15 protein-coding genes and 2 tRNA genes are annotated in these 13,962 nt (G+C 63.1%); 4 read left to right on the top strand and 13 right to left on the bottom strand.

What is annotated here, in order from left to right; translation table 11 throughout:
* Positions 1-39: 39 nt before the first annotated feature.
* The 13 genes from GR158_RS19830 to phaC form a co-directional block, all read right to left on the bottom strand.
* Positions 40-564 carry a DUF992 domain-containing protein gene (locus GR158_RS19830; protein ID WP_134649170.1) on the bottom strand — a complete coding sequence of 175 codons (525 nt, stop codon included), beginning with the start codon at positions 562-564 and terminating at the stop codon, positions 40-42.
* A gap of 423 nt (positions 565-987) precedes the next feature.
* Positions 988-1,077 (bottom strand) — tRNA-Ser (locus tag GR158_RS19825).
* A 139-nt stretch (positions 1,078-1,216) separates the two neighbouring features.
* Positions 1,217-1,393, bottom strand: coding sequence for a hypothetical protein (locus GR158_RS25200; protein WP_202402369.1), 177 nt, complete (start codon positions 1,391-1,393; stop codon positions 1,217-1,219).
* 7 nt (positions 1,394-1,400) lie between these two features.
* Entirely contained in the window at positions 1,401-1,526 is a 126-nt protein-coding gene (locus GR158_RS25535) for a hypothetical protein (RefSeq protein ID WP_256365823.1), read from the bottom strand.
* 101 nt (positions 1,527-1,627) lie between these two features.
* On the bottom strand, positions 1,628-1,891 hold the full coding sequence (locus tag GR158_RS19820; RefSeq protein WP_134649171.1) for a hypothetical protein: 264 nt from the start codon (positions 1,889-1,891) through the stop codon (positions 1,628-1,630).
* A 207-nt stretch (positions 1,892-2,098) separates the two neighbouring features.
* Positions 2,099-2,175: transfer RNA gene (locus GR158_RS19815), tRNA-Arg, on the bottom strand.
* Positions 2,176-2,184: 9 nt separating this feature from the next.
* Positions 2,185-2,490, bottom strand: a complete 306-nt coding sequence (locus tag GR158_RS19810; protein WP_134649172.1) for an ETC complex I subunit — start codon at positions 2,488-2,490, stop codon at positions 2,185-2,187.
* Entirely contained in the window at positions 2,487-2,765 is a 279-nt protein-coding gene (locus GR158_RS19805; RefSeq protein WP_160872289.1) for a hypothetical protein, read from the bottom strand. Before GR158_RS19805 ends, GR158_RS19810 begins: the two co-directional genes overlap by 4 nt.
* A 66-nt stretch (positions 2,766-2,831) precedes the next feature.
* The gene (sthA, locus tag GR158_RS19800) at positions 2,832-4,238 is read right to left on the bottom strand and encodes a Si-specific NAD(P)(+) transhydrogenase (RefSeq protein ID WP_160872288.1); all 1,407 of its coding nucleotides are present in this window, start codon (positions 4,236-4,238) and stop codon (positions 2,832-2,834) included.
* A gap of 136 nt (positions 4,239-4,374) precedes the next feature.
* A complete protein-coding gene (gene radC, locus GR158_RS19795; RefSeq protein WP_230640085.1) occupies positions 4,375-5,184 on the bottom strand; it encodes a DNA repair protein RadC in 810 nt (269 codons plus the stop codon).
* 29 nt (positions 5,185-5,213) lie between these two features.
* A complete protein-coding gene (map, locus tag GR158_RS19790) occupies positions 5,214-6,041 on the bottom strand; it encodes a type I methionyl aminopeptidase (RefSeq protein ID WP_134649175.1) in 828 nt (275 codons plus the stop codon).
* Positions 6,042-6,071: 30 nt separating this feature from the next.
* Positions 6,072-6,791 (bottom strand): DNA/RNA nuclease SfsA, encoded by a 720-nt coding sequence (gene sfsA / locus GR158_RS19785; protein ID WP_160872287.1) that lies wholly within the window; start codon positions 6,789-6,791, stop codon positions 6,072-6,074.
* 15 nt (positions 6,792-6,806) lie between these two features.
* A complete protein-coding gene (gene phaC, locus GR158_RS19780) occupies positions 6,807-8,663 on the bottom strand; it encodes a poly(3-hydroxyalkanoate) polymerase subunit PhaC (RefSeq protein WP_160872286.1) in 1,857 nt (618 codons plus the stop codon).
* Between the two features lie 126 nt (positions 8,664-8,789).
* Here phaC and GR158_RS19775 point away from each other — a divergent pair, with 126 nt between their 5' ends.
* From GR158_RS19775 to recJ, 4 genes are all read left to right on the top strand, one after another.
* Entirely contained in the window at positions 8,790-9,128 is a 339-nt protein-coding gene (locus GR158_RS19775; RefSeq protein ID WP_134649178.1) for a hypothetical protein, read from the top strand.
* Between the two features lie 274 nt (positions 9,129-9,402).
* A complete protein-coding gene (locus GR158_RS19770; RefSeq protein ID WP_160872285.1) occupies positions 9,403-10,623 on the top strand; it encodes an LL-diaminopimelate aminotransferase in 1,221 nt (406 codons plus the stop codon).
* A 54-nt stretch (positions 10,624-10,677) separates the two neighbouring features.
* Entirely contained in the window at positions 10,678-12,000 is a 1,323-nt protein-coding gene (locus GR158_RS19765; protein ID WP_134649180.1) for a homoserine dehydrogenase, read from the top strand.
* A 137-nt stretch (positions 12,001-12,137) separates the two neighbouring features.
* Entirely contained in the window at positions 12,138-13,940 is a 1,803-nt protein-coding gene (recJ, locus tag GR158_RS19760) for a single-stranded-DNA-specific exonuclease RecJ (RefSeq protein WP_160872311.1), read from the top strand.
* The last annotated feature ends 22 nt before the right edge of the window (positions 13,941-13,962 follow it).

Raw genomic sequence — 13,962 nt, 5'->3', positions numbered from 1 at the left:
CGGGCAACCGACATTGCCCGTTCCGATCGTAAGGTCTTATCAGCCCTGCGGCTGCAAGGTGACGGACGTGCCGGTCGCGGCGAGGTTCAGACCAAGCTGACCGCTGACGCTGATCGTCTGCAGCTGAATCGAACCCGACGTGCCGCCGACCAGGATATTGGTGCCGACACCCACGCCGACCGTCGCCTCGGCCGTTGCGCCCTGATACAGGCCACCGAGCGAACCCTGATGGTAGCCGGCGGTCGGCGCGAACACGGCCCAGATGATGCGGCCCTGCGTGGTGAAGCCGAGGTCGACGCCCATCTTGCGGATCACGCCCGAATAAACGTCCTGCTCGCCGTTGCTGGCTTTGAAAACGCAATCGACGCTCTTGGCCGAGCCGATGACATAACCGACACCACCGCCGACATCGCAGGTCAGCATGCCGATCTTCACACCGTCACGCGCGCCACGGTCGACATAGACCGGCGCATTGTCACGGCCGACCATGTCGGCTGCACCGGCGCTGGTGGCGACGACCTGTGCGAGCGTCAAGGCGAGAACCGTTCCAAGCTTCTTGTTCATTTGTGCACTCCTTCTGTCTGGCACGATAATGGCGAGCCCGGCGCATTGGTTCCCGGTCGCGACGCATCTCATGGCGAAGATCATGGCGGAGTGTGGGCGCGCGGGCCGCCGAACACAGGAAGCGGCAGCTGACGGAAGCGATTCATATATTTAGATTCGATGAAATACAGGCAACAAAAAAGGCCGGGGCGAAATCGCACCGACCTTCCTCATCATCGCCTGTTTCGCCAGTGCCAGTACATCCGTGGTCAAAAGCACCAGGCGATGGCGGCATCGCGAGCGGCAGAAGCGTTCCAGCGCTCATCAGCAATGCCGATGACGGAGATATAGGAGGCCATTGCGGCCAAAACAAGGGGTGGCCACGAAATCGTCCTGCCGAGCAGCGAAACGCCTCGCTCGCCGACAGTGGACGTCTTCGAGAAATGGCGGATGGGGTGGGATTCGAACCCACGGTAGGCTCTCACCTACGCCGGTTTTCAAGACCGGTGCCTTAAACCGCTCGGCCACCCATCCTTGCATGGGGCGTTCCCCGTCCAAGCGATGCGGCTTTGTAGCAGCTTTGCCCGGCGCGTCAACGGGAGGCGCGTGCGGTGGCTGCCTGAGGCGTGGCCTCAGGCAAGAAATATCACGGCACCGTGTTCAGAGATATAATTCAGTTTGCTGCGGTGAAAATTCCGTAGAGCACCGTGAAGGTGTAGAGCACGAAGGCTGCAACGCCGACGCCGCAGATCACCATGATGGCGCCCCGGCCGATCTGGAGCTTGCGCCTCTTCTCTTTTGGGGAAACCGCTGACGGTGCGAGACCAACAGGTGTCTCGTCTTTATCCATGTCGTCCTCATTCAGATTGATTGATCGCGTTCGGCAATGGAGGTCGCTCCATGGCGCCTGGCGTCCAGAACACGATGTAGAAGCCGGCCAGAAGCAGGGCGATCCCGAAGAGGATGACGACGAACCGGTACATTCCGGCCTTGGCTTTGCGTTCGGTGTCTTTCAGTCAGCCCGAACGACGGAGACTCGTGAATGTTCCAGACGCCGAGCGAGTCTGCCGGCCGGGGCTCCGCGCTACCGCAGGATTTTACCCCAGGACGGATCCCATTCCACGCCCTCCACGAGCTCCACATAGATCGGCGCCTCGCCCTCGCTGTGAGATGCGGCCAGCTGGAATGCCTTGGCCGGCTCCATTTCCTCGCCGGGAAATATCGTGTCGTTCTCGGCGGGATCGGCGATCTTGCGCACATAGCCCCTGATCTTGTCACCGGACGTGTAAAGCTTGACGACGATCGCGTCCGGCACGGATGTGTTGGGGTCGAAGGTTCTGTAATCCATGTCTGTTCTCCCTTGCGCGAGAAATCCGCGGCCGTCGGAGAAGTTCCAATTTGTCCCGTGATGAGGATGTTGGTGCAGCCAGGCGCGGAGAAGACAATCGCCGCGGCTAAGATGCGTCATCCAGGCAAAAGCGAAGCCCGTCACGGCCTTTTGCCGTGCGGGCGTCTTTGCAGACGAAATTTGTAAAGCTGAGTACGTTGATTTGAGTGGCGACCCCTGCAGGGCTCGAACCTGCGACATTCTGCTTAGAAGGCAGATGCTCTATCCAGCTGAGCTAAGGGGCCGTCGGGACCTCAGTGGGTCCAGGGCTGCATGCGGTTGAAGCGGAAATTGTCGGGATAGGCGACGCGCTTGCGGGTCGCTTCCTTCGGCTCGATCAGGCGATATTCGATGCCGTTGCGCTCGGCATAGGCGATCGCCTCCTCGCTGGTTTCGAAGGTCAGCTTGACCTGCTGGTACATGTCGCCCGAGCTGGTGTAGCCCATGATCGGATCGATCGTCCGCGGCTTCTCCGCATCGAACTCCAGAACCCAGAGATGGGTCTTGGCCTTGCCCGACTGCATCGCGGTCTTGGCGGGACGATAGATCTTGGCGGTCATCGACATGGCTCCAGAATTCGCGCATCGCGGCGCAACGATCCGCCGGCGAGCATGAGGAAATGCATGAACCGGTTTGATTGGGGAACAACAACCGGAGCGACAGACTGCGCCGAAATGCTCACTGCGGGGCAGGGCGAGGAGACCATTTCGAAGACGAACATGGGTTCGTTTCCAAAGACGATTCCACGCGCGTTGATGCCCGTGCGGTTGCCATTCAGACACGATTTGCAAGCGTTGATATAGCCGCGAATATAGGGGCTGACAACCTCGCTCACACCCAATCTTCGTCGCCTCTCCAGGCAATTGCGAGAGTGCCCGCCGGGCTTTTCGACATGCATGCATCAGCCTGCCTGCGAGAGGTCCCCCATGCGGTTCCAGGCGTCCAGACCGGCGATCTTGTAGGCTTCGGCGAGCGTGGGATAGTTGAAGGTGTTTTCGACGAAATATTCCACCGTGCCCTTCAGGTTCAGCACAGCCTGGCCGATATGGACCAGCTCGGTCGCGCCTTCGCCGACGATGTGCACGCCGAGCAGGCGGCGGGTCTTCAGCGAGAAGATCATCTTCAACAGGCCGGAATTCAGGCCCATGATATGCCCACGCGAGGTCTCGCGGAAGCGCGCCATGCCGCATTCATAGGGAATGCCGCGTTCCTTCACCTCTTCCTCGGTCAGCCCGCAGGTAGAGATTTCCGGCACGGCGTAGATGCCGTAGGGGAAGTATTTCGGCGGCTCCTTGGCGATGGCGCCGACGGCAACGCGCGCGGCGATGCGGCCCTGTTCCATCGACGTCGAGGCAAGTGCGGGAAAGCCGACCACGTCGCCGGCGGCGTAGATGTGCGGCACATCGGTCTGGAAGGTTTCCGGGTTGACGCTGAGGCGGCCGCGCGAATCGGCGGTAAGGCCGGCGGCGGCGAGGTTCAGGCTATCCGTCGCGCCGACGCGGCCGGCCGCATAGAGAACCATGTCACAGGTGACACGGCGGCCGTTGTCCAGCGTGATCTCGCATTTGCCGTTGGGCAGCTTTTCCACCTTGTCGGCCTTCTGGCCGAGGATCAGCTTCATATTGCGGTCGCGCAGGTCGTGGATGAACTCCTCGATGATCTCCTTGTCGATGAAATCGAGGATGGTCGACTTTGGGTCGATGACGGTGACCTGCGTGTCGAGCGCGGAAAAGATCGTGGCGTACTCGATGCCGATGACGCCCGCGCCGATCACGGCCATCGAGCGCGGCAGTTCCTGGATGTCGAGCAGTTCGTCGCTGTCGAGCACGCTTACGCCGTCGAAAGGGATGCTTTCCGGGCGATAGGGCTTCGTGCCGACGGCGAGCATGATGCTCTTGCCCTGGACATGGATGGTCTCGCCGTCGTCCTTGGCGATCTCCATCGTATCCGGTGTCAGGAACGTCGCCTTGCCGCGAATGTGCTGCACGCGGTTGCGGGCGAACTGGTGCTCCAGGACCTCGACCTCGTGGTCGAGCGTGATGAGCAGGCGGCGGCGCAGATCGTCCGCGCTGATCTCCTGCTTCACGCGGTAGGCCCGGCCGTAAAAGCCGCGCTCGCGCCAGCCCGAGAGGTTCAGTGCTGTCTCGCGCAGGGTTTTGGAGGGGATGGTGCCGGTGTGGACGGACACGCCGCCGACGCGTTTGCCCTGCTCGATGACGAGAACCTTGCGCCCGAGCTTGGCTGCCTGGATGGCGCCGCGGCGGCCGGCCGGGCCGCTGCCCACGACGACGAGATCATATTCCTGCATGTAAGATAGCCCCAGTCCTGTGCGGGAAGAATCATATTGCATCGCAGCAATTGTCTTCGCCCATCCAATTTCGTCAACCGAATGTGGCAGCAAACCGTTTCAATCGGATGAAAGACCGATCGTCCGATTTCGGAATTCACATAAGTCTCAAACCCTTGAGGCTGACATGTCCGTCCTTGCCGATGATGATATGGTCATGCACCGTGATACCGAGCGGGCGGGCGGTTTCGACGATCGTCTTCGTCATGTCGATGTCCGCCCGCGACGGGGTGGGGTCTCCCGACGGATGATTGTGGACCAGGATGATGGCGGTGGCGGAGAGCTCAAGCGCGCGGCGCACCACCTCGCGGGGATAGACGGGCGTGTGATCCACCGTGCCGCGGCCCTGCACCTCGTCGGCGATCAGTGTGTTGCGCTTGTCCAGAAAGAGGATGCGAAACTGCTCGCGCGGCTCGTGGGCCATGGCGGCATGACAGTACTGTATGACCGAGGACCAGGAGGCGAGCACCGTCTTGTCCCGGATCTCGCTCTTCAGCGTGCGCTGGGCGACGGCGGCGATCAGCTTGATATCGAGCGCGACGGTTTCTCCGATGCCGCTGACTTCCTGGAGCAGGGCTGGTGTCGCACCGAAGACCCCGGCAAGCGTGCCGAATTTGCTGAGCAGCGCTTTGGCGATCGGCTTGGTGTCGCGGCGGGGAATGAGGCGAAAGAGAAGGAGTTCGAGGATTTCATAGTCGGCGAGCGCCGTATCGCCGCTTTCACGAAAACGAAGACGCAGACGGTCACGGTGCCCGTGGTAGTGCTTCTCTTCAGGTTCGCTCGTGGCAATGGGAGCTGCGGTCCGCGCCGGCCGCTCCGCAAAATATCCGCGTTCGTCGGTTTCATGGAAAAGATCGCCGGCAGGCGGCGCGTTGTCCGCCTTGGCGGCGGACGAGGGCTGGTCGATACGGCCGCGCGATCCCTTCATGGCGATCCTTAAGTAGGCAAACCGGGGCGATCGAGGCCGCCGGGCGACAGCGTGAAGATTTCACATCCGTCGGCGGTGACGCCGACCGTGTGCTCGTACTGGGCCGAAAGCGAGCGATCACGCGTTACGGCCGTCCAACCATCGGAAAGCACCTTCACATGCGGGCGGCCGAGATTGATCATCGGTTCGATGGTGAAGATCATGCCTTCGCGAAGTTCCGGGCCTTCGTTCGCCCGCCCGTAATGGAGGATGTTCGGCGCATCGTGAAACAGCCGGCCGACGCCGTGGCCGCAGAAATCGCGCACTACCGAGCAGCGCTCGGCCTCGGCATAGGCCTGGATGGCTTCGCCGATGGCGCCGGTGCGCGCACCGGGCTTGACGGCGGCAATGCCGCGCATCAGGCATTCATGGGTGACTTCGAGCAGCCGCTCGGCGGCACGCTTGATCTCGCCGACGGGATACATGCGGCTGGAATCGCCATGCCAGCCATCGAGAATGTAGGTGACGTCGATGTTGACGACGTCGCCTTCGCGCAGCGGCTTGTCGTTGGGGATCCCATGGCAGACGACATGGTTGATCGAGGTGCAGGTCGATTTCGTATAGCCGCGATAGTTGAGCGTGGCGGGCAGGGCGCCATTGTCCATGCCGAACTCGAAGACGAAGCGGTCGATCACGTCGGTCGCGACACCGGGCTTCACGAGCGGATAGAGTTCGTCCAGGCAGCGGGCCGTCAGCTGACAGGCCTTTCGCATGCCCTCGAAGGCCTCCGCATCGTAAAGACGGATGACGCCCGTGTTCTTCAACGGCGCCGCCGACGCTTCAATATAAGTCACCATGGTCCAGCTTTCTTCATTCTCTAGCGACCGTCATAAAACAGCGGCACCGGGTTCGTCCATGGCGATCGATGCGACAGGCCGGATTTGCGACGGCGCAACGGCACATTTGACCGCATAGGCCTCCACGCCACGGGAAAGCGCCCGCCGGAACCCGGCCGCATAGAACGGATCGAGGTCGGCGCAGATGCGGAAGAGATCGCAATCCTCGCGCTGAACGAGATAGAGCATGATCGCGCGAAAACCGGCGTCAACCATATCGCCAAGCTCTTCGAGATGCTTTGCGCCCCGCGCCGTCACCGTATCCGGGAACTCGGCAAGCCCCGCGGTGCGGCGGAAATGCACATTCTTGACCTCCACATAGGCGGACGGCCGCGCATCGCCGGACAGGAGGATATCGATGCGCGAGTTGCGGCCGTACTTCTTCTCGCGTTCGACCAGCGGATAAGTCGCGAGGTCGGAAACGAGGCCGGCATGGATAGCCTCTTCCGCCAGACGGTTCGGCAGGCCGGTATTGATGCCGACCACGGTGTCATCCGCCTCGACAAGCTCCAGCCGGTAACGATGCTTTCGCGTGGGACTATCGCTCGTCGACATCCAGATGCGGGATCCGGGCGCGGTGAGGCCGCGCATCGAGCCGGTGTTCGGGCAGGAGCCGGTAATCGCCGACCCGTCGTCGAGGATCGCATCGAACAGGAAGCGCTTGTAGCGCTGCACGAGGGTGCCGGGGATAAGCGGCGGATCGAAGATCATCGCTGGATCAATTCGTCAGGCGCGCACGCGCACATAGGATCCGGGGGCTTCCTCGATGGAGTTCATGCTGCCGCCGGTCTTGCGGGCCGGCACCATCCGGTCGTCCTCGGCCTTGATCCAGGCATGCCAGTGCGGCCACCACGAGCCGGCGGTTTCCTTCGCCTTGCCGATCCAGGCCTCGAATTCGCCCTTTGCCGGGCCGCCGGTCCAGTACTGGTACTTGTTCTTATCCGGCGGGTTGACGACGCCGGCGATATGGCCGGAGCCGGCCATGACATAGGTGACCTTGCCGCCGAACAGCTGGCTGCCGACGAAAACCGACTTCGCCGGCGCGATATGGTCTTCCTTGGTGGCGAGATTGTAGATCGGAATTTTCACGTCCTTCAGGGAAAGCGTCTTGCCCGCGAGCACCATCTCGCCCTTGCTCAGCGTATTGTTGAGATAACAATTGCGGAGATAAAACGAGTGGTTGGCGGCAGGCATTCGCGTGGAGTCTGAATTCCAGTAGAGGAGGTCGAAGGGCATGGGATCCTGGCCCTTCAGATAGTTGTTCACGACGTAGGGCCAGATCAGTTCGGAGGCGCGCAGCATGTTGAATGCCGTCGCCATCTTGGAGCCGTCGAGGTAGCCCGTGGCCTGCATGCCGCGCTCGATGAGGTCGATCTGCTCCTCGTCCGCGAAGACCTTGAGGTCGCCGGCATAGGTGAAGTCGACCTGCGTCGTGAACAAGGTCGCGCTTCGGATGCGTTTGTCGCCCTCCTTGGCATGCAGCGCCAGCGTCGCCGCCAGCAGTGTCCCGCCCACACAATAGCCGATCGCGTTCACCTCGTCCTCGCCGGTCGCCTGCTTGATCGTGTCGAGCGCGAATTCAATGCCCTCGCGGGCATAGGCCTCCCAATCCTTGCCGGCATGCCGCTCGTCCGGGTTCACCCACGAGATGACGAAAACCGTATGGCCCTGGTCGACTGCCCATTTGATGAAGGATTTCGCGGGATTGAGGTCGAGAATGTAGAATTTGTTGATCCACGGCGGGCAAATGAGGAGAGGGCGTTTCAGAACCTCCGTGGTCGATGCGTCGTACTGGATGACCTGACAGACGTCGCTCTGCGCCAGAACCTTGCCTGGCGTCAGCGCCATGTTCTCGCCGATCGCGAACTTGCTGGTATCGGTCTGGCGCAGCTTCAGGTCGCCGCGGCCGGCCGCAATGTCCTCCGCCAGCATCTGCATGCCGCGCACCAGGTTCGCGCCGTTCGCAGCGACCGTTTCGCGATAGAGCTGCGGATTGGTGGTAACGAAGTTGGAGGGCGAAACCGCACTTGCGATCTGCTTCACGTAGAAGGCCGCCTTGTGGCGTGTGTGCTCGTCCAGGCCCTGGGCGTCGGTCACGAGTTTCTCGGCCCAGTCCGACGTCACGAAATAGGCCTGCCGCAGGAAATCGAAGAAGGGGTTCTTCACCCAGTCCTCATCGGCGAAACGCTTGTCCTTGGCGTGGGGATCGGGCGCGGAAGCCGCATCCTCGCCGCCCATCCGGCCGAGCGTGCGCGACCATATGTTGAAATAGCTGCCCAGCAGCATGGTCTGCGCTTCAAGTGTGCGGCGCGGATCGGCCATCCAGTATTCGGAAACCTTCGAGAGGGTCTTGACCATGTCGACCATCGGTTCGGAGACGGTATCGACCTTCGCGCCGCTTTCGCGCGGGGCAAGCCAGGCGGAGGCGGCCTTGCCGAGCTGCTCGACCATGCGGGCGATATTGACCGTCAGCGCCTCGGGGTCCTTCACGACATAGGGCTCGATCGTTGCGGGATCGAAGGGCTGGAAACCGGGCTTTTCGCCGGCGGCATCGCGTTCACCCGCTTTGCTGTCCTGCGCCATGCTTTCCTCCCGATTTTATTGTCTCGTTTTGCATTTTTACATTCTCTGCGAAACAGATTACAAGGGCCAGACAGCCTTTCGCGGCACGATCCGGAACCCGTCGTTTCGACAGGAGCATACAGCCATATGGCGTTCGAATTCAGGCGCTTGAGCGTCGTCCTTCTCATGGCCGCCCTGCCGGTGGCTTTCGGTTCCTGCAGCTCGACGCCGCGGGATCCCTCGGTCAATGCCGGTGCCAACCGCGCGGACGTCTATCCGGATATCACCGCCATCGTCAGCGCGGAGACGCAGCAGATGAGCGACGAGCAGGCGGCCGCCAACGGCGAGAGCCTGGCGGCGCTCGCGAAACGGCGCAGCGCCGGCCAGATTTCCGATGCGGAATACCGGCGCCAGCTCGCCGAATTGCAGGCGCTGCGCGAGAACCACGGCAAGGCAACGCTTTCGGAGATCGAAGGCACGAATTAACGCTTGCGTTTCTTGCCGTTTGGCAGCAAAGCGAAAGGCGGTCGAAGGGCCGCCGGCGCGGGCGAAGCGTGTTCATTTCGAACGTTTTCGCCGCTGCATGATTCCTTGAACCGGGCACGATCCAAGGACAAAATTATGCGGCAATTGAAATGCTACTGCACCGTCTGCGCGCCGATTGTGACGCGCAGACGGTGCAGTAGCGCCGGTTGATCGAATCGCGCGGGGTTTGCTCCGGCCAAGCCGGGATAGGGCGCCGCGCCCAACGGGGTTGAAGATGGAAGAGTTTCACAAGGTCCGGCGTCTGCCGCCATATGTTTTCGAACAGGTCAACCGTTTGAAAGCAAGCGCGCGAGCGGGTGGCGCCGACATCATCGACCTTGGCATGGGCAATCCTGATCTGCCGACCCCCAAGGCGATCGTCGACAAGCTCTGCGAAGTCGTCCAGGACCCGCGCACCCATCGCTACTCCTCCTCCAAGGGCATTCCGGGCCTTCGCCGCGCGCAGGCCGCCTATTACGCCCGCCGCTTCGGCGTGAAGCTGAACCCGGAGACGCAGGTCGTCGCCACGCTCGGCTCCAAGGAAGGCTTCGCCAATATGGCACAGGCGATCACGGCGCCCGGCGACGTGATTCTCTGCCCGAACCCGACCTATCCGATCCACGCCTTCGGTTTCCTGATGGCGGGCGGCGTCATCCGCTCCATGTCCGTCGAACCCGACGAAAGCTTCTTCCCGCCGCTCGAGCGCGCCGTGCGCCACTCGATCCCGAAGCCGCTGGCGCTGATCATCAACTACCCGTCGAACCCGACGGCACATGTGGCCACGCTCGATTTCTACAAGGATGTCATCGCGTTCGCGCGCAAACACGACATCATCGTGCTGTCCGACCTGGCCTATTCCGAAATCTACTTCGACGACAACGCGCCGCCGCCGTCCGTTCTGGAAGTGCCAGGCGCCATGGACGTGACGGTGGAGTTCACCTCCATGTCCAAGACCTTCTCCATGCCCGGCTGGCGCATGGGCTTTGCCGTCGGCAACGAGCGGCTGATCGCCGCGCTGACGCGCGTGAAGTCCTACCTCGATTACGGCGCCTTCACGCCGATCCAGGTCGCGGCCACGCACGCGCTGAACGGCGACGGCTCCGACATCGCCGAAGTGCGCAACGTCTACAAGCGTCGTCGCGATGTGATGGTCGACACGTTCGGCAAGGCCGGCTTCGAGGTTCCGCCGCCGGCGGCCACCATGTTCGCCTGGGCGAAGATCCCGGAAAAGTTCCGCCATCTCGGCTCGCTGGAATTCTCCAAGCTGCTCGTCGAAAAGGCGGATGTCGCGGTCGCCCCGGGCGTCGGCTTCGGCGAGATGGGGGACGATTATGTTCGCCTCGCGCTCGTCGAGAACGAACACCGCATCCGCCAGGCGGCGCGCAACATCAAGAAGTTCCTGTCGACGGCCGACGAGACGATGCACAACGTCATCTCGCTCAACGCCCATCGCTGAAATCCACCCTCCGCGGCCTGCGGAGGGTCTCTTCCAAAACGTTAGGACATGACCATGGCTGATGCCCTGAAGATCGGCATTGCGGGCTTGGGGACCGTTGGTGCCTCGCTCGCGAAGATTCTCGTCGAACGCAGGGATATGCTCACCACGACGTGCGGCCGGCCGATCGAGATCGTTGCAGTGACAGCCCGCACCAAGGGCCGCGACCGTGGAGTCGATCTGTCCGCCGCCGAATGGTTCGACGACCCGGCCGCCATGGCGCGCGATGCGACCATCGACGTCTTCGTCGAGCTGATGGGCGGGGCCGGCGATCCGGCACTCGCGGCGGTAAAGGCGGCGCTGTCGCGCGGCGTGCACGTCGTCACCGCGAACAAGGCTCTGCTCGCCGCCCATGGCGTCGAGCTTGCCGCCATCGCCGAGAAGAACGGCTGCATCCTCAACTATGAGGCGGCAGTCGCGGGCGGCATTCCGGTCATCAAGGCGCTCAGGGAATCGCTGACGGGCAATACGATCTCGCGCGTCTACGGCATCATGAACGGCACCTGCAACTACATCCTGACCAAGATGGAGAAGGAAGGCCTGTCCTTCGAGGTGTGCCTCAAGGAAGCCCAGCGCCTTGGCTATGCCGAGGCCGATCCGGCCTTCGACATCGAAGGCAACGACACCGCTCACAAGCTCTCGATCCTGACGACGCTCGCCTTCGGCACGAAGATCGCGGCCGATGACATCTATCTCGAGGGCATCACCAACATCTCCATCGACGACATCCGCGCGGCGGCCGATCTCGGCTATCGCATCAAGCTTCTGGGTGTTGCGCAGCGGACCGATACGGGCGTGGAGCAGCGCGTGCATCCGACCATGGTGCCGCTCGACAGCGTGATCGCGCAGGTGGACGGCGTGACGAATGCGGTAGCGATCGAATCGGACATCCTCGGTGAGCTGCTGATGGTCGGTCCGGGGGCGGGCGGCAACGCCACGGCCTCCGCGGTGCTGGGCGATATCGCCGATATCGCAAAGAGCCGTCCCGGTGCGCAGACCGTTCCCGCGCTCGGCCGTCCGGCTGCGGCACTTGCACCGTACAAGCGCGCGCAGATCCGCAAGCATCACGGCGGCTACTTCATCCGCCTCTCGGTCGAGGACCGCACCGGCGTCTTCGCCAGCATTGCCAAGCATATGGCGGAAAACGGCATCTCGCTCGAATCCATCGTACAGCGTGCCCAGTCCACGGCCGAATCGACGGATCCGAAGACCATCATCCTCGTGACCCATGCGACGATGGAGGATTCCGTCCGCAAGGCGGTGGCGTCCATCAAGGCCGAGGGATACCTGGTCGGCGAGCCGCAGGTGATTCGCATCGAGCGTCCCAAGACGGCGTGATTCGCGCTGACGGTATCGCGGCGCGGATCGGCCGTTCATCCTGACCTCTTCGCGCTCGCGCGTGGAGGGCGGCCGACGGGCCGGATGAGGGACGGCCTTCGGATGCAGGGGGTAAAACGACCGGAGTCGCGATGAGCATGTTGGAAAACGCCGATCCCGTCCCCCGCGCCTTTCTCGGCGTCGAGCGCTCCGCGACCGGGCAGCGCTGGATGGCGCGGCTCGATCAGGCAGGAGAGAACCGCGCGCTGGCGATGAGCCAGACCCACGGGCTGCCCGACCTGATTTCCCGGGTGCTTGCCGGGCGGGGCGTGCCGTTCGAAAACGCGCTCGAATTTCTGGATCCGACATTGCGCCGGCTGATGCCGGAACCCTACAGCCTGATGGACTGCGAAGCGGCCACCGAGCGGCTGGCGCGCGCTATCGCAAACCGCGAGCGCGTGGCCATCTTCGGCGATTACGATGTCGACGGCGCATCGTCATCCGCACTGCTTTATCGTTTCCTCGCGCATTTCGGCGTCGAGGCCGAAATCTACATTCCCGACCGGATCTTCGAAGGCTATGGGCCCAATCCGGCGGCGATCGGCCAGTTGATCGAGCGCGGTGCGCAACTGATCGTCACGGTTGATTGCGGCTCCACCAGCCACGAATCGCTTGCCGTGGCGCGCGAACGCGGCGTTGATGTCGTGGTGATCGACCACCATCAGGTCGGCGTGGACTTGCCGCCCGCGCTGGCCCTGGTCAATCCGAACCGTGAGGACGATCTTTCGGGGCAGGGGCATCTGTCGGCCGCCGGCGTCGTGTTCCTCGTGCTCGTGGCCCTGCAACGGCTCCTGCGCACGCGCGGCGATGCCCGAGCCGGCACGATCGATCTCCTGTCCATGCTCGATATCGTCGCGCTGTCGACGGTGTGCGATGTCGTGCCGCTCAAGGGCCTGAACCGCGCCTATGTCGTAAAAGGCCTCGTCGCCGCCCGTCATCTCGGCAATGCGGGATTGACGGCGTTGCTCAAGCAGGCAGGCATCGGCGGCCCCGTGACGCCCTATCACCTCGGCTTCCTCGTCGGGCCGCGCATCAATGCCGGCGGGCGCATCGGCGACGCGGCGCTCGGCAGCCGGCTTCTCACCATGGAAGAGCCCGGAGAGGCCGAGCGCATCGCCCGGCAACTGGACGAACTCAACCGCGAGCGGCAGGCGATGGAAGCGGCCATGCTGGCGGAGGCGGAAGCCGAGGCGCAGGCGGAATACGGCACAGGCGAGAACGCTTCCGTCATCATCACGGCCCGCGAGGGCTGGCATCCCGGCGTCGTCGGCCTGCTGGCCTCCCGTCTCAAGGATCGTTTCCGGCGGCCGGCCTTTGCCATCGCCTTCGATCCTTCCGGCAAGGGCACCGGCTCGGGCCGCTCGATCAGCGGGTTCGATCTCGGCCGCATGGTGCGTGCCGCGGTGGACGAAGGCATTCTCGTCAAGGGTGGCGGCCATGCCATGGCGGCCGGCCTCACGGTGGAGCGCGCCAACCTCGGCCGGCTGCGCAGCTTCTTCGAGGAGCGCGCCGAGCGTGTCGTGCGCGACCTCGTGGCGGTTGAAACGTTGAAGATCGACGGGGCGCTCAGCGCCAGCGGTGCGACGCTCGCGCTTGCCGACCAGCTTGAGCAGGCGGGCCCCTATGGTTCCGGCCATCCGCAGCCGATCTTCGCCCTGCCGGCGCACCGTGTGCGCGATGTGCGGCCTGTGGGTGCCAACCACCTGCGCGTCAACCTGGAAGGGCCGGACGGTGGCCGTCTCGACGCCATGGCGTTTCGCGCGGCCGAAGCCGATCTCGGCCTCTTCCTGATGAAGGAACGCGGTCAGGCGGTGCATTTCGCCGGCACGCTTTCCGCCGACAGCTGGCAGGGCAACAGGCGCATACAGTTTCGCATTCTCGATGCGGCAAAGGCATTCTGAGCGCGGCTGTCTGTCTGAACAG

It is taken from the genome of Shinella sp. AETb1-6 (assembly GCF_009826875.1).
GTDB lineage: Bacteria > Pseudomonadota > Alphaproteobacteria > Rhizobiales > Rhizobiaceae > Shinella > Shinella sumterensis.
This window is presented reverse-complemented; position numbering and strand designations above follow the sequence as displayed.